General features: G+C 50.9%; 15 protein-coding genes. 3 read left to right on the forward strand and 12 right to left on the reverse strand.

Annotation, left to right across the window (positions count from 1 at the left end):
* The first annotated feature begins 90 nt into the window (after positions 1 to 90).
* Positions 91 to 1,308, forward strand: coding sequence for an aminotransferase class I/II-fold pyridoxal phosphate-dependent enzyme (locus BMY75_RS07835; protein WP_074832133.1), 1,218 nt, complete (start codon positions 91 to 93; stop codon positions 1,306 to 1,308).
* A 327-nt stretch (positions 1,309 to 1,635) separates the two neighbouring features.
* Here BMY75_RS07835 and BMY75_RS07840 read toward each other — a convergent pair whose 3' ends face one another.
* Positions 1,636 to 2,538 (reverse strand): DUF4846 domain-containing protein, encoded by a 903-nt coding sequence (locus BMY75_RS07840; RefSeq protein WP_074832136.1) that lies wholly within the window; start codon positions 2,536 to 2,538, stop codon positions 1,636 to 1,638.
* Positions 2,539 to 2,851: 313 nt separating this feature from the next.
* Here BMY75_RS07840 and BMY75_RS07845 point away from each other — a divergent pair, with 313 nt between their 5' ends.
* Positions 2,852 to 4,456 carry a peptide chain release factor 3 gene (locus BMY75_RS07845; protein ID WP_074832140.1) on the forward strand — a complete coding sequence of 535 codons (1,605 nt, stop codon included), beginning with the start codon at positions 2,852 to 2,854 and terminating at the stop codon, positions 4,454 to 4,456.
* 790 nt (positions 4,457 to 5,246) lie between these two features.
* Positions 5,247 to 6,545 (forward strand): O-acetylhomoserine aminocarboxypropyltransferase/cysteine synthase family protein, encoded by a 1,299-nt coding sequence (locus BMY75_RS07850; protein WP_074832143.1) that lies wholly within the window; start codon positions 5,247 to 5,249, stop codon positions 6,543 to 6,545.
* Positions 6,546 to 6,832: 287 nt separating this feature from the next.
* On the opposite strand, the gene BMY75_RS07855 is transcribed toward BMY75_RS07850, so the two are convergent.
* The 11 genes from BMY75_RS07855 to BMY75_RS07905 form a co-directional block, all read right to left on the reverse strand.
* The gene (locus tag BMY75_RS07855) at positions 6,833 to 7,396 is read right to left on the reverse strand and encodes a hypothetical protein (RefSeq protein WP_242940205.1); all 564 of its coding nucleotides are present in this window, start codon (positions 7,394 to 7,396) and stop codon (positions 6,833 to 6,835) included.
* Positions 7,397 to 7,504: 108 nt separating this feature from the next.
* A complete protein-coding gene (locus BMY75_RS07860) occupies positions 7,505 to 8,197 on the reverse strand; it encodes an ECF transporter S component (protein ID WP_081350481.1) in 693 nt (230 codons plus the stop codon).
* Positions 8,194 to 9,783: an ABC transporter ATP-binding protein gene (locus tag BMY75_RS07865; protein WP_074832153.1), complete on the reverse strand. Its 1,590-nt coding sequence runs from the start codon at positions 9,781 to 9,783 to the stop codon at positions 8,194 to 8,196. The genes BMY75_RS07860 and BMY75_RS07865 overlap by 4 nt, the downstream gene beginning before the upstream one ends.
* On the reverse strand, positions 9,756 to 10,616 hold the full coding sequence (locus BMY75_RS07870) for an energy-coupling factor transporter transmembrane component T (protein ID WP_074832156.1): 861 nt from the start codon (positions 10,614 to 10,616) through the stop codon (positions 9,756 to 9,758). The genes BMY75_RS07865 and BMY75_RS07870 overlap by 28 nt, the downstream gene beginning before the upstream one ends.
* Entirely contained in the window at positions 10,613 to 11,098 is a 486-nt protein-coding gene (locus BMY75_RS07875) for a DUF4430 domain-containing protein (RefSeq protein ID WP_074832159.1), read from the reverse strand. Before BMY75_RS07875 ends, BMY75_RS07870 begins: the two co-directional genes overlap by 4 nt.
* A gap of 353 nt (positions 11,099 to 11,451) precedes the next feature.
* Positions 11,452 to 13,272, reverse strand: coding sequence for a transglutaminase-like domain-containing protein (locus BMY75_RS07880; protein WP_074832162.1), 1,821 nt, complete (start codon positions 13,270 to 13,272; stop codon positions 11,452 to 11,454).
* 13 nt (positions 13,273 to 13,285) lie between these two features.
* Positions 13,286 to 14,206 (reverse strand): DUF58 domain-containing protein, encoded by a 921-nt coding sequence (locus tag BMY75_RS07885; protein WP_074832165.1) that lies wholly within the window; start codon positions 14,204 to 14,206, stop codon positions 13,286 to 13,288.
* Entirely contained in the window at positions 14,203 to 15,144 is a 942-nt protein-coding gene (locus BMY75_RS07890) for an AAA family ATPase (RefSeq protein WP_074832169.1), read from the reverse strand. Before BMY75_RS07890 ends, BMY75_RS07885 begins: the two co-directional genes overlap by 4 nt.
* Positions 15,141 to 16,325 carry a prenyltransferase/squalene oxidase repeat-containing protein gene (locus BMY75_RS07895; protein ID WP_242940200.1) on the reverse strand — a complete coding sequence of 395 codons (1,185 nt, stop codon included), beginning with the start codon at positions 16,323 to 16,325 and terminating at the stop codon, positions 15,141 to 15,143. Before BMY75_RS07895 ends, BMY75_RS07890 begins: the two co-directional genes overlap by 4 nt.
* Entirely contained in the window at positions 16,322 to 18,226 is a 1,905-nt protein-coding gene (locus tag BMY75_RS07900) for a hypothetical protein (RefSeq protein WP_074832178.1), read from the reverse strand. Before BMY75_RS07900 ends, BMY75_RS07895 begins: the two co-directional genes overlap by 4 nt.
* 167 nt (positions 18,227 to 18,393) lie before the next feature.
* Positions 18,394 to 20,274: a dockerin type I domain-containing protein gene (locus BMY75_RS07905; RefSeq protein ID WP_074832181.1), complete on the reverse strand. Its 1,881-nt coding sequence runs from the start codon at positions 20,272 to 20,274 to the stop codon at positions 18,394 to 18,396.
* Positions 20,275 to 20,457 lie beyond the last annotated feature (183 nt).

Below are 20,457 nucleotides of genomic sequence, written 5' to 3' on the forward strand. Positions count from 1 at the left end.
CAATGTAATTTAAAGTGCTTATAAGTTTATTTATCGGCATTTATTGTAAACGACCTATACGAAATAATAATATAAAGAAGGTAAAGTAAAATGAGAACTTTTTCAAAATCTCACAAGCTGGATAATGTCTGCTACGATATACGCGGTCCCGTTATGGACGAGGCTGACAGAATGATCGCGGCGGGCGAGAAGATACTCAAACTCAACATCGGAAACCCCGCACCTTTCGGATTTGATGCACCCCCTGAGATAATCGGCACCATGACCGATAATCTCCACAACGCACAGGGCTATTCCACTTCAAAGGGTATCCCTCAGGCGCGTGAAGCTATACTTGCTTATCACCGCGGCAAGGGTGTCAACGTGGCTTCCATCGATGATATCTACACAGGCAACGGCGTAAGCGAACTTATCACCATGGTAATGCAGGGACTTCTTGACAACGGCGACGAAGTTCTCGTACCCGCCCCCGACTATCCCCTGTGGACAGCTTCGGTAACTCTCGCAGGCGGTACTGCCGTACATTATATATGTGATGAGTCTTCCGAGTGGTTCCCCGATATCAAGGATATGGAGAGCAAGATAACTCCCAAGACAAAGGCTGTTGTTATAATAAACCCCAACAACCCCACAGGCGCTGTTTATCCCCGCGAGGTTCTGGAGCAGATAGCAAAGCTCGCCCGCGAACACGACCTTATCGTATTCTCCGATGAGATATATGACCGTCTGCTGATGGACGGCGTTGAGCATACATCTATCGCTTCCATCGACCCCGACCTGTTCTGCATAACTTTCAACGGCATATCAAAATCCCATATGTCCGCAGGTTTCCGCGCAGGCTGGATGGTACTCAGCGGCAACAAAGAAAATGTCCGCGGCTACATCGAAGGACTGAATATGCTGTCCTCCATGAGACTGTGTTCAAATGTTCAGGCTCAGTACGTTATCCCCGCCGCACTGAAAGGCTCAGGCGCTCCCGACAAGGAGCTTCTCCCCGGCGGACGTATATACGACCAGAGAGAATGCATCTACACTCTGCTGAACGATATCGACGGCATAAGCGCCGTTAAGCCAAAGGCAGCGTTCTACATATTCCCTAAGATAGACGCAAAGAAATTCGGCATAACCAGCGATGAACAGTTCGTCCTCGACCTGCTGAGAACAAAGAAGATACTCCTCGTAGCGGGCGGCGGTTTCCACTGGGAACAGCCCGACCATTTCAGGATAGTATACCTCCCCTGCATCGACCAGCTGAAACTGTCAATGTCAGAGATGAAGGACTTCCTGAGCACATACAGACAGAACTAAAAAACAAGGCGGCACGGTGTGTGGCTGATGTCTGTAAAGAATACTTGTGACTATCACTGGGGAAAACCTTTCTGAAGAAAGGTTGTTCCCCAGACCCCTTTCCAAAGACTTTTACTTTGTTTTTGCGGGGGATAGCTATTCTAATTAAGAAATACAAAATGCGGGGGATAGCCGTACTTTTAAAGTACAGCTATCCCCCGCAAAAACATAATAGAAGTTTTAGGAAAAGGGGCTTGGGGGAATAACCCTTTTTCAAAAGGGTTTTCCCCCAATAATAGCTACAAACATTCTCTATAAATATCAACTACACACCGTGCCGCCTTGTTTTCAGCTCTTCCATCTGCGGATATCATTTTTGCTTGAAAACTTGAATCCGCCTACGCTGAAAGTCTCCTGCCTGAGTTCCGCTTCCGTGAACCAGGGCGAACCGTCCTTGCCATCCACGTTGTTCACTACATGAAAACACACCGCAGGTATAAAACTCTGCCCAAGAAGATAGCACTTCTCACCCTTGTCGTTAACGGCTGTATCTAGCACCATCACCACATGAGTTTTATTGCAGATGATATCCCCTGTGCGAAGTTCATCAACGGATATCACCTTTGATTCATCCAACAGCGAAAGCGTGCCCGCATAGCGCATCACAAGTTTCAGATAGTTTCTGTACTGCTGTTCGCTGTCATCGGGGAGCGCCGCAGGTATCTCGCAGGAGAAATCTCCCAGCGCAAGTATACGTCTTCCCTTTCGCCATCTGTTGTATGAACATACATCGCCGTTTGAAAGCTGAAACGATATATCATCAAAATTACCGTTTTCATAGCAATAATCGCTGTACAGACGTATTATGCTGTCCGCACACTGCTGATAGCCCTCATCGCCCACACTTATGTCGAAAACCGCCGCAGTGTAGGGCGATTCCTTTGTCCTGCCGTCAAACACAGGCAGTGCAGTACCATCTGGATAAAGAGGATAATCCCGCAGATAAGCCGCAAAACTTCCCTCTTCCGCATCCACGCGGTTGTAACCCTCGGGCGGCAGTATGCGTGTCTGCAAAGTCGTCCCCTCGGGATCTATGGATTTTATATCATATTTTTTCTCCGCCTGAACTATTGTAAGTTCAGCGGCTTTCCACTTAGGGTTCACGCGGATAAATACCACTACAAGAAACGTCGCTATAAGTATCAGAATTATTATCATTATAACTATCTTTTTGCTTTTGGTTTTTGCCATAATGCGTTCTCCTTTCAAAGACCAAAATCTCTACTGATGAATTATACCACCGAAACAGCTTCCTGTCAACTTCTGTATAAGGGGGATTTATGCAATATCAATCACTTCGGGCAATAATAAGCTTCGGTAATTTTGGGAATATGACGCTTGTAAATCATGTCATTTCATGGTATAATGATTAGGTATGCTGAAATTTGTATCGGAGGTCGAACATGATGTGATATGATTTACCATCACGATCAGAACAATACATGAAAAAAACTGACCCGACCCGCAAGCAGTAAGGTCTCACATATATAACGGAGGAAAATTAATGGGCTTAAAAGAAGAAATAAACCGCAGGCGAACTTTCGCCATAATCTCTCACCCCGACGCAGGTAAGACCACACTTACAGAAAAATTCCTGCTGTACGGCGGCGCTATCGCACAGGCAGGCGCTGTTAAGGGTAAGAAGAATTCCCGCCATGCAGTTTCGGACTGGATGGAGATAGAAAAGCAGAGAGGTATCTCGGTAACATCATCGGTAATGCAGTTCCAGTATGACGGCTACTGCATAAATATCCTTGATACCCCCGGACACCAGGACTTCTCCGAGGACACATACCGTACCCTTATGGCGGCAGATTCCGCTGTAATGGTCATCGATGCTTCCAAGGGTGTTGAGAACCAGACCAGAAAGCTTTTCAAGGTCTGCGTTATGAGACATATCCCCATATTCACATTTATAAATAAGATGGACAGAGATGCACGCAGTCCCTTTGAACTTATCGAACAGATAGAGAGCGAGCTGGGTATACAGACCTATCCCGTAAACTGGCCTATCGGCTGCGGCAAAGAGTTCAAGGGCGTTTATGACAGAGACAAGCGCCATATAATCGCATTTTCCAGCGAATCCGAAATGGCTTTCGGCAAGCACAAGGTGGCTATGGAAGAAGTTGAACTTTCCGACCCCGCACTTGATGATATGCTGGGCGAGAATCTGCACGAAACTCTCTCAGATGATATCGAACTTCTGGACGGCGCAAGCTACGAATTCGATATCAACAAGGTAAGAAACGGTGAGCTTTCACCTGTATTCTTCGGTTCTGCGCTGACAAACTTCGGTGTTGAGCCTTTCCTTGAAAGATTCCTGGAGATGACCACCTCTCCCACACCTCGTATGAGCAGTGACGGTCTTATCGACCCATTCGATGAAGATTTCTCGGCTTTCGTATTCAAGATTCAGGCAAATATGAACAAGGCTCACCGCGACAGGATAACTTTCCTGCGCGTATGCTCGGGCAAGTTCGATAAGGAAATGGACGTGCTCCACGTTCAGGGCAATAAGAAGATGCGCCTTTCACAGCCTCAGCAGATAATGGCTCAGGAGCGTGAGATAATCGACGAAGCTTACGCTGGCGACATCATCGGCGTATTCGACCCCGGCATATTCTCCATCGGCGATACCATATGCTCCCCCAAGAGAAAGTTCGAGTTTGAGCCCATACCTACATTCGCCCCCGAACACTTCATGCGCGTGCGCCAGAAAGATACCCTGAAGCGTAAGCAGTTCGTAAAGGGCGCTACTCAGATAGCTCAGGAGGGTGCGATACAGATCTTCCAGGAACCCGAAACAGGTATGGAAGAAGTGATCATCGGCGTTGTGGGCGTTCTGCAGCTTGAAGTTTTCGAGTACCGTATGAAGAACGAGTACAATGTTGAACTCTTCAAGGAGAGCCTTTCGTATAGCCATATCAGATGGATAGACAATAAGGATATCGACGTTAAAAAGCTGAAGCTTTCCAGCGATACCAAGCTTGTACAGGACTTCCGCGGAAATTACCTGCTCCTGTTCACCAGTGAATGGAATATCCGCTGGGCACTTGAAAAGAACGAAGGTCTTGAACTCAGCGAGTTCAACCGCGGCGCTTTGCAGTGATATAAAAAACACAGACTTGCGTAAACTGCCAAAGAGACAAAGCGCGCGGTTTATGCGACTGCGTCGGCATATGCCTCGCGCTAGCAGGCTTGCGGGAGCCACAGTCAGCAAAGCTGACTGTTAAGGGCAGAGCCCTCACATCAAGGCGCAAAACCAAAATGCACAGCGAACTATAAGAGAACAGCGAACTACCCGCCCTGACAAAAAAGGCGCGGCACGCGGTCGACGCAGTCACCGCTACAAAAATACGAGCGTGGACAATACAAACGTCCACGCTCTTTCTATGTGCGTAAAAATTTTTGCCGCGCCCGAAATCAACGGCGTTAGCTCGTTGATTTCTCGACCCGAGGTACGAGGGGCGAAAACTTACAAACTAACCACCACAGCAAATGTCCGACTACCAAAACAATTCTTCCTTGATCTATGTAGCCAAAATTTATATATGAGTATCAGCTTAATAACCCCCACCAATAACTCACGCAACTTCAACGTCATACTGCTGTCAATCCAGCATTTTTCAACAGCAATAATAGTATACTATTCACAAAGATAAATTATTTTTCTAAAACCTATTGACATGATAGGAAAAATATGATATTATTAGTCCATCGCAAGAAACCTAGTAATCAACTAGGATAACTAAAAATAAGAAAGCGGGCGATGATATGAAGCATATCAGCCGAAGCGTAAAAGTATCATCACATCTGCGAATGTGCTGATCTGAATACGTAAATAAGGCATTTTAAGATAGTACAATAATATATAAATATCAAGAAAAGAGGAATTTATCATGAGTAATATAAATGAGAGAAAACTGAGATTTGAGACCAGACAGCTTCACGTAGGTCAGGAGAACCCCGACCCCGCAACCGATGCAAGAGCAGTGCCCATCTACCTGACATCAAGCTATGTTTTCCATAACTCCGAGCACGCTGCTGACCGTTTCGGTCTGAGAGATGCAGGTAATATCTACGGCAGACTTACAAACCCCACTCAGGGCGTTTTTGAAGAGAGAATAGCTTCCCTTGAAGGCGGCGTTGCTGCTCTGGCAGTATCCTCAGGTGCAGCTGCTATAACCTACGCTATCCAGGGCGCAGCGCATGCAGGTGACCACATCGTAGCTGCAAAGAACATCTACGGCGGAACTTATAACCTGCTGAAGCACACACTTCCCGCTTACGGCATTGAGAGCACTTTCGTTGATCCCTTCGACTATGAGGCTATCGAAAAGGCTATCCAGGATAACACCAAGGCTATCGAGATAGAGACCCTCGGCAACCCCAATTCCGAGGTAGTTGATATCGAGCGCATCGCAAAGATAGCTCACGCTCACAATATCCCCCTGATAGTTGATAACACATTCGCTACACCTTATCTTGTAAGACCTATCGAGCACGGCGCTGATATCGTTGTTCATTCAGCTACAAAGTTCATCGGCGGACACGGCACAACAATAGGCGGCGTTATCGTTGACAGCGGCAACTTCAACTGGGAGGGCGCAGGCAAGCACCCCTGGCTGTATGAACCAAACGTAAGCTACCACGGCGTAAGCTTCACAAAGGCTGTAGGCGCAGCTGCATACGTTACCTACATCAGGGCTATCCTGCTGAGAGATACAGGCTCCACCCTCTCTCCCGTACACGCATTTGTATTCCTGCAGGGTCTTGAGACCCTCTCGCTGAGAGTTGAGCGTCATGTTGAGAACGCGCTGAAAGTCGTACAGTTCCTGAATTCACAGCCTCAGGTAGAAAAGGTAAATCACCCCTCAGTATCCAAGGATCCCGCTCAGCAGGAGCTTTATAAGAAGTACTTCCCCAACGGCGGCGGCTCTATCTTCACATTCGAGATAAAGGGCGGCGCAGCAGAAGCTCAGAAGTTCATTGACAACCTCCAGCTGTTCAGCCTTCTGGCTAACGTAGCTGACGTTAAGTCACTGGCTATCCATCCCGCATCTACAACTCACTCCGAGTGCAACGAGGAAGAACTGCTGGAACAGGGTATCCGTCCCAACACCATCAGACTTTCCATAGGTACCGAGCATATCGACGATATCATAGAAGACCTCTCCGAGGCATTCAAGGCTCTCTAAGGTTTAGTGCGAAACCTTTCCGAGATCGATAGCATAACAAAATTTTTCATAGGTCATTGACGATTCATACCTTCTTACTTACATAGTAAACGTCATTAGAAATTGCACTCTGAGAACGAGTAAACGTTCGATATATGCTTTTGCGAAGTTCTCAAAGCAGCAATTTCAATGTCGCTTACTATAAATACGTAAAACGCCGCCGCGGTAAGCCATAGTACCGCGGCGGTGATTTTTATTTAGCATTACCGTATAAAACTCTCTTCCTTGGCATTATCCACACCTCTCTTTTATCCCAGAAATTCGTCCTTATCCAATTTCCAAAGCTTATATACCACAAAATCTCCCGTTTCCAGAGTATTAGCCGGGTGACAAGCTTCAAAATTCCTTCGCGCCGAAAGATACCGCTCCATCTCCTCCATGCTGGCAAAAAGTCCGTTCTCGTTCAGCTCAAACTGCGGAAATACCGAGGGTATCTCATGGTATACAGCCGAATAAAAATCCCCGCCCGTGTATGCATAATCATACCCTAGAAACTTCTTCCTGCACTTCGGCATCTCCATCACAGGACGCGGCACATCTGTCTCACAAAGCAATAGCCTGAAATTGCTCGATCGCTCCGCCCATTTTTTTATGAATCCAATATCCGTGCACGCCGCGATACATTCACCGTCACCGATATCATAGTAAGTCAGTTCGATATTCTCATCAACGTACTTCTCAAGATCTTCACAGCCTGGCTCAATACATAAATACCAGTTCATCGAATAATCAAGCCCGTCAATGCCCCTGTATCCCGAAGCATTATCAACCAGCTTCTGAATAACTATCCCGTTAACGAACAAACAATTCACCTCCAAAAAAATCCATCGCCGCAGGCGATACCTCTATTATTCATTATTCATTTTTCATTATTCAATATTCATTGAGCGGCATCACGTCCAAGTAAAGTAAGAAAAAACTCACTCCCGCCGCGCACCCGCGCCCAAGCCGAACTTGGAATCAAGCCGCTCAAATATCCTCGCTGCGGGCTTCAAAAATATCAGCAGAAAAACGCAGTTCGATACCATGTAGCTTACTGTGAACCATGCCGATGCAAGGGTCAGCCCAAGGAATCTCTCAGGAGTGAATCCGCCACCGAGCCACAGAACACTGCATACGTCCATGAATACCGAGTAGCATAGTCCCGCCATAGCCCCGAAAATGCATAGCACTATCGGATTCTTTTTCAGCCGACTTCCAAGCAGCCCCGCCAGAAGCCCTGTCAGCCCCCATATCATCATCTGAAAAGGTGTCCATATCCCTTGTGTGAAAAAGAAATTCGATACCAGAGCCGTCAGCGCCCCCACCAGAAATCCCTGTTCCGCCCCAAGGTATATCCCCGCCAGTATTATCACCGCCGCGCAGGGCTTGAAGGCAGGCAAAGGCGCGAATATTATCCGCCCCGTAACCGACAGCGCCGTCATCACCGCCGCAAGAGCTATCTCTCCTGCGGTGGTCTCTTTTTTCTCGAATCTTGCGAAGAACAGACCGCATATCACCACAGCCGCCGCACCCGCCAGCCAGCTTGCTGACCGCTCACCGAAGAGCAGACAGCCCCCCGCGATGACCGCCATGCATACCGCAAGCACAGCCGCTTTCATTACTCTGTTCATGGGCATGACCCCCGCAAAGCCGAGCGAAGCCGCTCCACCGTGTATGCGTTGGCTACCTCTCCCCGCGCTATCCTGCCCGCCGCCGTGCTGAGACTTCCCGCCCGCGCGAAGAATTCTCCCGCAGGCATCAGGCTCTCCACCCGACCGCCGCAGAGTATGGCACAGCTGTCCGCCAGCTCCGCCGCATTTTCAAGGTCGTGGGTCACAGTGAGTACAGCCTTGCCCTCACCGCAGAGCCGTTTTATCATCTCTCCGAATTTCTTCCGCGATACCGCATCAAGCCCCTTTACAGGCTCGTCCAGCAGAAGTATCTCAGGCTCGCACAAAAGCACCCTGCCCAGCGCACAAAGCTGTGTCTCGCCGCCACTCAAGTCATAAGGGTGGATATCTGCCAGATGTCCGCACCCCAGATATCTAAGCATCTCATCAGCCCGCTCTATGGGCTTTTCCATGGCTTTCAGCGCGAAGATGTAGTCCTCCCGCACCGTAGGCTGAACAAATATGTCCCGCGCTTCCTGCGGCAGCATAGCTATAACATGGGACGGCTTTTTCAGCCGCTTTCCGAACACTTTGACCGTACCCGAATAAGCCCTGCAAAGCCCCGCCAGACACCGCAGAAGCGTGGTCTTTCCACAGCCGTTAGCCCCTATCAGCGCAAGATGCTCACCCTTGTGCAGAAGTATATCCACGCCATCAAGGATATCCTCACCCCGCCTTTCAAGAGCGAATCTCAGGTCATCAGCCCTCAGGGCTTCTTCCCCGAATTTTCTTACTTCGGGCAGAGCTACCTCTTTTTTGTGAGGTAGCTCACCCAGCAGTTTCCTGCCCTCTCTCACCGTCAGGGGACAACTCTCATGTCCCGAAAATATCCTCGCCGCCGCAGGCAGAAAACTCTCCGCCCCTGCAACCTTGCACATTTCCCGCGGCGAAGCATCAGCCGCTATCTGCCCATTCTCCATGAAGACTACCCTGTCGCACTCCGCAAACAAAAGATCTGTGGTGTGTTCCGCGATTATCACAGTTGTACCCATCTCGCGGTTCAGCCTAAGTATCAGCCCGCTGATATCTTCCGCCGTCACAGGGTCAAGTCTGCTGAAAGGCTCGTCCAGCAGAAGTATCTCAGGCTGCATCACCAGTGCCGCACAAAGGCTCACCAGCTGTTTTTCGCCCCCCGAAAGCTCGTCAAGCTTTCTCCGCAGAAGCTTCCCCAGCCCGAAGCGGGTTATAGTCTCCGCCGCCGCCCGACGTACTTCTTCCGCGCTAAGTCCCGCATTTTCGGGGGCAAACATTATCTCGCCGTATACCGTATCGCTGACAAAGCTGTCCTCAGGGGACTGCGCCGCATATCCCACCATGGGCATAGGGCTTTCCGCTTTCTTTCCGAAGACAGATATATCCCCCGAAACTTCACCTAAAGGCGCAATCTCGGGCTTTAAAAGCTTCAACAGAGTAGTCTTTCCGCACCCCGACCGCCCCATAAGCAGCACAAGTTCGCCCCTGCCTATTTTCAGGTCGATACCCTGAATAGCAGGCGCTTTTGCGTTGTTGTAGCGGAACGTCAGTCCCTCGCAGTGTACAGCGTCCATTGAAGCCTCTCCTTTGCCAGAATAATTACGGGGAGCATACATTCTCCCAGATATACAAACGTCATGACCATCTCATATCGTCCCAAGTCTACCCGCGGGAAGAACTCCGTAGCCCCGCCAAGCGCCGATAATACCAGCCCCGCCACCGTCAGCAGTACCACCATCAGGATGAATACATAGTCTTTCAGCCCCAAAGCCCGCCTGTCCGAAAAGGTTACTTTGTGTGTGCCGAAATCCCGCGCGTTCATGGACTGCGCCGCACCAGCCGCAGCTTCCGCCGACCACGCCATGCAGGCAGTAAACACCGCTGAAACTTCCGCCAGCCGCCCCGAGGGACTGTCCCCCGCGAAAAGCCCTGCACCCCGCTGTGCCTCACGTATGCGGGAATTTTTGCGTATCAGCCGAGGTATAAATCCCAGCGTCATGCTTATGGTCATAGCCAGCTTAGGGGAAAAACGCCCGAAAATGCCCAGCATCTCCCGCTCGTTCACCAGACCTCTCAGTACCGCCAGCCACACCCCCGCGCCGCTGAGTGAAAGCCCCAGTTCAAGCCCGTAAAGCATGGATTCCAGCGTGTAGGGACGGTCGTTCACAAAAAGCAGAACCGTCGCGCCCCTGTGTGAAAATATGGGGTCGATGACCGCAGTAGCCGCGCAGACAGCCAGTCCTGCCGCCAACGCTTTCAGAGCCCTGCGCCCGCCCTCATTCAGAAGCAGACACAGCCCCCCCGCCAAAAATCCCGCACCCGCCGCACTCAGCGACCGCGAGAACATTATGACCATCAGCGCTCCGAGGACCACCAAAACCCGCGAAAGCGGTGCAAAACCTCTCATCTGCCCGCCTCCCCGAAAAATTTATCAACGTAAACGAACTCTATCTCGTCCCCGCATTCGGGCTGATATTCACCGCAGTTGATGCCCGGGGCAGTTCCGTTCACCGTATATATCCAGCCGCTCTCAGCTCCAAGCTCGAACTCTTCCAGACCGCCGATACCGCTGATATAAACGGCTCTGCCGCCCTTGGTACCGAAGTCGATACCCTCGTACCTCAGCACTCTCGCGGTCACATCGTAAACGCTCTCGCCCTCGGTCAGCGCGTACTTCCCATCAAGCATAGTACCATCTTCGGGCAGACCCTCAGCCCTGCCCACCGCCGCCGAGCAGTCCACCCGTATGGTGACGAACTCGCCGTCCTCGGTTACAGCCGCGGGGTGAAGAGCATAATATTCCTCGGGGGTTTTTATATCCACGAACAGCACAGCCGCCGCCAGAACAGCCGCCGCGCCAGCAAATATGGCTATATCCCGAATTTTCATGCTCTCACCCTTTCTATCCTGAATTTTGCGTTATCCGTCAACACACAGTGCATTTTTCGTAAGCTGTCTCCCGCGAAAATCTCGCACCACGCGCCCAATAATTTCTGCTATAACTATTATTTTAAATGGGGGCACAGCCCCCATACCCCCGCGCTTCAAACCCTCGCGCGCGTGCAACCTTGACGCTGCGTGCGCTCCGCTCGTACCTCGCTACGCGTACTCGGTCAAGTTCGCGCTCGGGCTTTGAAGCTGTTTGCCATGCTCCTCACACCACACCCAAGGGGCGACCTTGTCTACCGCCGTACGTTCAGATCAGAACGCCATTCTCAGCAGATTTTTACTGCCATACACCATCAATACAGCCCTCTGAGCCAAAGCCCCAGACTTCTCAAAAGCCCCTGCTTCCTGCAAGATTGCCGCGCTTCTTCATAAAACTGCTTCGCCGCGCTGACTGCTTCTTCATCGGGGGGATCATCCGAAAACCTCAGCTTTTCGTAAGCCCTCTCAGATTCCGTGAACCGCTCTCTAAGAAGACCTTCCGCTTTCTCCGCCATTTCCTCGGGGCTCAATCCGCTGACACCCAGCGCAAGCTCCATCAGCTGTTTGCACTGAAAATGACAAGCTTTCAGGACTGCCGAATTATCGCCATTTTTCCGCTTCATTCTTCTGACAGCCGCCCTTGTCCGACCCGCCGCCAGAAGAATCACCAATGCCCCCGCAGGAACAGCAAACAGCACCTTTGATGACGGCTTTTCCGTATTAGTTTCCTCGCGTATCTCCGCGGCAGTGCGGGGCGGTGCCGATGTGTATATGATGTCCTCAGCCCCCGAAGTCACTTTGTCCTCGTCGCGTTTTTCGCTATCAGCCGAAGCCCCCTCGGGCAAAAGCGGAGAGACTTCCTCATACATGGGTGAGGTCTCGAAGACCACCCAGCCGGCGCCGTCAATGTACACCTCTGACCACGCGCGGCCCTCGCCCTCAGCAAGCTTTGCGCTTCTGTTTTCGGGCATCTCGTCAAAGTATATGCCCCTGACTTCTCTCGCCGCGATACCACAGCTACGTGCAAGACCCACAGTCAGCACCGCATAGTCCTCACTGTCCGCATTTTCGGGGGAAAGCTCCGCCCGCACCGCTTTTCTGACCTCTGCAAGCTTCTTATCCAGGGGCAGAGTTCCGTCCAAGCCGAATTTTTCCCGCAGATGCGCGTCTTCTTCCTCCGTCAGATTTCCGTAAGCCGAATACACATACTCGCGGTAAAGCCCCTCGCAGTCGATGTAATCGCCCTCATGCAAACGCGCCGTCAGCCTGAAAATATTCTCGTTCAGTTCGGGGCAGACAAGGTACTTTCCATCGGATATCTCACCGCACACACCCGCAGGCACGTACTTTCCGCTGACTTCCACTTCCTCGGTCGGCAGAGTTTCACCCGCCGCTTCCATCAGCCGATTCGCCTGATTTTCGGGGAAAAATCCCTCTTCACTCAGCGCCGTCATTATCGCCGAGCCCCTCGAATACTGAGCCTTGCTGCAATGGGGCTGTTCGTATTCTTCCGCCAGATAAAGGCTTTCTCCACCCACCGCAGAAACTTCTCCCATGGGCGGAAATTCGGGCATTTTTATAAACACGGCAGGCAGAGCCAGCACAGCCGCACCAAGGGCAAGCCCCGCCTTACGGATGTCCTCAGCGCCGAAACAGCATACCGATACCGCCAGAGCCAGAGCCCCGCAAAGGACAAAGGCGTTGCCGCCGAAAAGCACATATCCCAGCGCCGCCAGAACCCCCAGTATCACCGCCGTAACCCTGACACCGAATGCCGCATATACCCCGCAGATAAGCCCGCAGGCTATCACAGGCACGATGTAAGCGCTGTCTGCCGCACCTGCCACAGGCACGTACAAAGCATCGCGCTTTATGGAATACAAATACTCGGCATTGTCCGCACAAAGAGCACATTCCGCCATGAACCGACCATGAAATATCACCGCCGTCAGAGCTCCGCAAACGGCAGGCAGAAAGCCCCACTTACGACCGAAACGCCCCGCCAGACAAGCCGTCAGGGCGCACAAAAGCAGAGCCGCCGCTGCCGCGTACAGCCCGCCCCATATGAAAAACGTAAGTGCCGCTCCCGCCCCGAAAACCATCGGCGCGGATATGTTCCATGTCTTATCGCCCATTTTAACTCCGCTCTCAGCCGTCTATCACCGTCACACGCTCGTCAGTGACTTTTGTATTCCTTGAAAACGCAATTATCCGTCCGTCATCAATATTCCCGCACAGCTTTTCAAGACAGCTTTTTCCCTCGAATTTGTACATCGGGAATCGCAGGACTTCATTCATCACAGCTTCGCTGTCCACATTTTCAAATAATGAAAATCCGTCTTCATTTGCAGGCAGTGCCAGACCGTAGTCCGTACCCTGCTCCGATAAAAGCTGTGCCAGACCGCATATCTTCTCCGCAAGGATACCCGCTCTGTCCCCTGCGCCGTAATCCGCAAAAAGCCATAATTTTCCCGATCTTTCGGGCATATAAGTGTTGAGATACGGCTTGCCGAAACGGTGGGTCAGCTTCAGGTTCACCCGCCGCAAAGGTTCATCGGGACGCGCTTCTCTGGCACCGTCAGGCTCTTTTTCACCCGCCGCGGCTTCCGCCAGATCGTATAGCTCCGCATCGGGAAGATCTGGCAGTACTGTCACACATTCTTCCGCAAAGCAAACGGCTGTCCGCTTTGTTATACCCAGCAGGTCGCTCCTGCGGAATGTCATAAACCTTATCAGCAGCGCCCCGCAGTTGTTCTGCACAGGCAGTACAGCCCTGCCCTTGCCATGTATGTCAACTATATTCGATGACTTCTCGCCCGTGACCAGATTCTCGCAAAGCACCGTGCCGCGCAGACGCTTTTTTCCAGAAAATATCACCGCGGGCGCTTCGCCCTTGTGAAGAAAAAGCTTCTCGTAGCTGACTTTCACACGATAGTCTTCCGCCAGATTTTCAATTACCGCCATGGCAAGCACCGCCAGCAGTCCCGCCGCGATGTAAAGCCCTATTACCGAGAAAAATCCCGCGATAAGCGACGCCGCAAATAATGCTGCGAATATCAGCGTCCTCATATATCCTCCCTGTTTTCGGGACAGGGCTGAGCTTTCAGTATAGCTTCAAAGACCCCCTCGGGAGTTTTTCCTGCCGCCCTTGCTTCTCTGGTCAGCACAGACCTGTGGGCGCATACGGGTACAAAGCAGGCGCGGATATCGCTGGGCACAACATAGTCCCTGCCGTCCAGAAAAGCCCCTGCTTTAACTATCCTGCAAAGCGCCAGCGCACCTCGGGGAGATATGCCGCCCTCGGTATCACTGCAATCCGCCGCCGACTGCATCAGGTCGCAGATGTAGTCCATTATCTCATCCTTGATTGTCACCTTGTTTATCTCAGCCCGCAGACCCTCAAGGTCTTCCGCCGAGCATACCTGCTCAGTGCTGTCCAGGGGGTCGGTGAGTATTCGGTCTGTCAGCAGTTTTTTCAGAGCTTCCCTGTCGGGTGCACCAAGTCTCAGCCTTACCATGAATCTGTCAAGCTGAGAAAGGGGTATAGCCGAAGTTCCCGCCGTACCCGATGGGTTCTGGGTAGCTATAACAGCAAAGTTCTTTGAAAGCTCATGGGTCACACCGTCCACAGTCAGCCTGCGCTCTTCCATAGCTTCAAGCAAAGCCGCCTGTGTCCTGCCCGATGTTCTGTTGAGCTCGTCCGCAAGAAGAAGGTCGGTCATCGCCGCGCCCTCGTGATATACGAATTCGCCTTTGTCCGTATCGTAAGCCGAATATCCTGTTATATCCGAAGCCGTAGTATCGGGGGTCATCTGTATCCTCCTGAAATTCAGCCCCATGCACTTTGAAAGCGCCAGCGCAAGAGTGGTCTTGCCGGTACCGGGAGTATCCTCCAGCAGTACATGACCGCCAGCCAGCACTGCGGCTATCAGCAGTTCAACGGTATCGTCCTTGCCCACGATGACCTTTATCAGCTGTTCTTTTATTTTTGCAGGGATACTTTTCATTTTTCCTTTTCCTTTCTCTTGCGCATTATGATCCCGCCGATAACAGCCACAACAAAGAAGGATATTATCGCCGCAGGAACGGCTGTCTGCATTTTTCCGCCTTTAGGATAACCCTCGGGGCTGTTGCTCAAAGTCGGGGGTGATGTGTTCCTGTTCTTAGCCGCCGTCATTTCTTTCAGCGAAGTTTTCACAGGCTTTTCGGGACTTCCCTCGTTCATATCGTATACCGATCTTTCACCCGCCCTAAGCCTTTGTATGCTGCAAAGGGCTATAAGCGCCTGAGACGATGCCAGCTCACTGCTTTCGCCGCCTTTCTGGTGAGCAAATCCGCCGTCGTCGTTGACATAGCTTATGAGTTCATCTGTCAGCCCCGCGAATCTTTCATCTTCATCGGGGTCAATGTCAAGACAGCACAGGGCGCATATTATCTGCGCTGTGCTTTCGCAGTTATCCGCACTTTCAAGACTTTCTGCCAGATATTTCAACGCACCTGATACCGTATCCTCGGTCTCATTACAGCATCGGTAGGGTGCAAGCGCCTGCAAAGCCATCGCCGTGATATCGATATCGCTCCTGCCGTCCCCCGCAGTCAGCGAGAAACCGCCGTCGGAATTCCGGGTGTCTATTATCGAGCTGATTATCTCAGCCCTGTCGGGCTTTGCGTCCTCGGGAAGCTTCCAGTCACAGCTGTCCATAGCTATCAGCGCCCATATCTCGCCGTTGAGACCCTGTGCATCAAGAGGTCTGCCCTCGCCCCGAAGATACGTACCTCTGCCCAGCAGGTCAACTTCCGAAACATCGGTAGGGTCTACCCCAAGGCATATACCCGTCAGCACTGCGCGGTGCCAGTCGGTGGCGTTGAGACGATCTAAAGCCCCGTCATCGGAATATTCACTGTCGATACGGTTTTTCCATGCAGAGTAGTACTCACCCGTGTCCGTTTCCAGCCCTGACCTTACCGCCGCAATCGCCAGCCAGTCAGAACTGTCGAAGCCCGCGTCCTCTGCTATCCTGCCTGAAAGCAGACTGTCCCCCTCGGGTATGCCGTTCTTCTGTTTTTCATAGGTGACTATACCCCTTGCATAGCCATCAGCCTGTTTTGTATCCAGCGCCGAAGCACATATCGGGGTACTCATCATTACTGCCGCAGTAAGCAGTGCCGCAGGTCTTTTCAACATCATTCACCACCTATATCGTTTCCCAGATCAAGGGAGAATACCAGTTCAACTTTTTCGCCGTCCGCAAATACCGCAGATGTCATGGCATAGGCGGGCTTTTTGCCGTTTCGGCTGTACATCCAGCCCGAACCCGATGCATAATCGAATTCGCCCAGGGAATCATCGTCCCTTGTGCCGTTCGGAACAACGCCCGCACCTGCAAGATAAGTCTTCGCCGCATCGGTCAGTTCAGCCCCTGCGAATCTTCCCGCCATGGATATCCTTGCAAGATATCTGCTGTTTGAACTGCCGCGGTATGATACTTCAAATCCGTTCTCTTCAAGGAACCTGACCATCGTATCAAAGCCTGTTTCGCCCTCCAGCACAGGGAAGCTGTCACTCGCACAAAGGGTGCCCAGCCCGATGAGGTCTGCGCTGACGGATATCTGTATCCTGCCGACTTCTTCCCCTGCTTCGGCGGTCTCACAGTTTATATTATAGCAGAATTCGCTCTGTCTGCCAACCCTGTCCCTCAGTTTTACAGTGACAGTGTTCTCACCGCCGTGAAGCTTGAGTATGTAGCCTGTACAGGAAGCATCTTCCCACTTGCATGGTACTGTATTGCCGCATATGACCTGTATATTATCCGAATACAGCCGCGCGCCGTCGCAGTCGGCGGCTTTAAGGGTAAGGGTGTAGGCACTGCCTTTAACGCTGATATTATCGGAAAGACTTATGCTTTCAAGGTGCGGCAGCCTGCTTTCATCGATAGTGTAAAGGGAAGTAACGGTGAAGGTCGTCTGTTCGGTCTTATCATTGCCGTCCTTTGCAAGCAGACGTATGGTATTGTTCCCCTCATTCAGCGGTGCTGTAAAGGTATCACTGCCGCGGAGAGCTTTTCCGTTCACAAGTACGTAAAGTTTGGGAGAATTACCACCCACTGCCTTTGCGCTGAAAGTTATGCTGTCGGTATACACTGTGCAGTCGCAAAGGTCGGTGATTATGGCAAGGGTGCGGACGGGTATGTAAGTCACCGAGAATTCAAGTGAGGTATCCCCCGAGGTGAGTTTTATCATGTTCTCACCCTCGGAGAGAGTTACGGTGAAGCTGTTCTCACCTGCAATAAGTCTGCCGTTCAGCCTGACTTCAAGTCCGTCATCACAGCGGGCTGTAAATGTAAATTCGGGGTCGTAAACTTCGCAGTCGGAAAGGTCGGTAACTATCTCGGCGGCGGGTGAGGAAAGATACACGGTGTAATCACGTAAAGCCCTGTACACTTTATTATCAGCGTCCTTATAGGTACAGCTGACCCTTATAGCGTTTGCACCCTCCCTGAGATGCACCCTGCCTGCAAATCCTGTCATCAGCGAACTGTTGACCTCAACATCACAGCGGATATTTTCAAGGTCTTGGATAAGATGTGTAACGGTGAAGAAGTAGGTGCTGTCGGTGACGGTCTCGCCGTTCACTATCGAGGTGGTGAAGTATTCGCGGTCGGCTTCTCTGCCGTCGGGAGTGGTTTTTGCGGGGGCGGTAGCATCGTCAGCCGCTTGTATAATTGAAGTGGGTACCTGGCTGTCATCGGGTGAAGTATCTTCCTGCGAATACTCGGTGTGTATCACTGCCGCGGAAGTATCTGTATTCGCCTGACCGCTGTTATCCTCGGTATCGGGGGTGCTTTCGGGAGATGAACTTTCATCTTTATCGGAGCTTGTATCTTCCTTTTCGGGGGTACTGCTGTTTTCGGCTAAAAGCCCCTCTGCCGATATTTCGGGGAGCATGGCTTCACGGTGTTCTATACCTACAGAAGTATCCTCGCGGGGGGCATTTCGGTAAAAGCCCACAGCAAAGCTGACAGCCCCTGCTGTAAGCATCAGGGCGGCTGCCGCGGAAGCTATGATACTTTTACGACTTTTTCCGATCATACCCGACCTCCGAAATAAAGCAACACAGACCTGCACACATGGTCTGATAGATCAAGTAAACTATATACCGTTGTTTACTATCGAACAGTCCATGTGTCGCAGATCTGTTATCAGTGTCTGTTAGATCAAGCCTGATATTTCCGCAGACGCAGCGGCGTCCGTGGTCATCATCTTTCTGTCTTTATCAGCTTTTTGCCCTTTACGTGTGCCGCTAACTGAATGACATCGGTATTATTCACCTTTTTGTCTCCGTTTACGTCAGCAGCGTTAAGGCTGTACTTATCCAGTGTCTTTTTGCCCTTTACATGAGCAGCCAGCTTTATGATATCGGTATTGTTTATCTTGCCGTCGCCGTTTATATCGCCTTTCTTGGCAAGTGCGCGCTTGTACTGGTCTTTAGTCTTGGCAACGAGAACATCGGTATCGCTTGATACTGAGACCTTTTCACCATTTCCGTTGTACAGGCCGTAAGCAAATGTTGCGGTGAGAACTTCATCATCGGCGGTGAACTTCTCAACGCTGAATGTAAGATCCTTGGCTGTGATATCGCCTATGGTCTTCTTGGGAGCGTTTGCGATATCAACTGTATACTCCTTATCGGCGGGAGTTTCATCTGCCATGAATACAAAGGTCTTGACGCCCTTGGGGTGTATTGTTATCTCGGGGCACTCGATATCGAATCCGCCTGCTTTTTCGCCTATAGCAAGCATATTGAAGGAATCGTTGCGGATATAGAGCAGTCCTGATTCTTCGTCATATACGGGATCAACTGCGCAGAACTGTGCGTGTGCACTCTGAGGTCTGAACACAACGGGAGGACAGGTATGCTTTTTGCCTGCTGTGTCTGTCTCCTCGACAGCATCGACAGGTGCGGTCATGCCTGCTTTATCTCTCAGCTTACGAACAACTCCGGTCGCGCCGTTTTCAACATAGTATATAACATTATAGCCTTCCTCGTCAACTCCTGCAAAAACGCCATCGACTTTGCATTCTGCGGAAGTTTCGACAACATAAGCTACCTTGGGAGCAATTTTGCCGTTTTCATCCTTGGCAGCATCGAGCACAACGATCATAGCGCCGTTGTATGCGTCCCAGCCTGAACCATTCAGAGCAACATAGATCCTGCCGTTTTCAACGACAGGAGTGCTGGTGCAGGCAAAGCCCTTGAGGTCAAGAGCGGTATTCAGATCGACCACATTACCTGTGCCGTCTTCGGGAGAAACAGCAAAAACTTCATTGCTGCTGGAAGTATAATACAATACACCGTCCTTGAGCACCATCTTGCTGCGGATATCGTTATGTGCTGTTCCTGCGAAGTCTAACTTTTTGCCTGTCGCATCGTCAAGAGCGATAGGAGCGGTATAGACATCTTCCGCATTTGCTTCCTTGATACCGTTCTCTGCGCCGAAGATCACTGTGCCGTTATTGATCACAGCAGTTGTCCAGTAGAAGCCGCCCTTATTGGTATACTCCCATTCAGCTGTCTTTTCTTCGTCGGTCTTGGCAGTATCTTCATCAGCTATGCTTACCTTTACGAAATCGGCATCTGCCTCCTCGGAATTATAGAAACCTGTATAGAGATAGCCGTTTTCAACTACGATATCGCAGTTGGGGCTGCCGCCGTTCTTGTTCTTGTATACCCAGAGAGATGTAAGGGTATCAGCATCGAAAGCCTGTATGATACCGCCGCCGAGAGCCATGAATATCTTGCCGTCAGCATAAACGGGGCCTTTGGTGGCAAACATTACCTTACCTGCCATTTTTCCGTCGGCGACCTGTTCGCCTGTGTACTTATCTATCTTCAGTATATTATCCTCGGTGCATATATATATAAATCCGTTCTCTGCTACGGTGAAGCCTGTGGGGGCAGCTGACCAGTTCATTGGGTCTTCTACCAGCTGATCTGCCCAGTAGAGTACAGCATCATCGGCTTTTTTGAAGTCGGGTGCGATGGCTTTTTTCTCAGCGAATACACTTACTGCTGCTGCGTTAACTGTCATCAGGGCAGCGCCCAAAGCGCCGAACATTCTTGCGTATGTCTTTTTCATTTTTCATTCTCCATTCTGTATAATTTTTTTTTGCATTTCCTCTGAAACGCCTATAATGCTTTAAGTATATCACATTGCTGTCTTTTTTTCAATAGTATAGTCCGCGCAAACAGCAGAGCGCGGTATATAAAAAAGCGAACGAATCATATAGTTTAAAACTATATCGCGTTTGTATATTGCTTA

Origin of the sequence: Hominimerdicola alba (genome assembly GCF_900109655.1) — a bacterium.
Classification (GTDB): domain Bacteria; phylum Bacillota; class Clostridia; order Oscillospirales; family Ruminococcaceae; genus Hominimerdicola; species Hominimerdicola alba_B.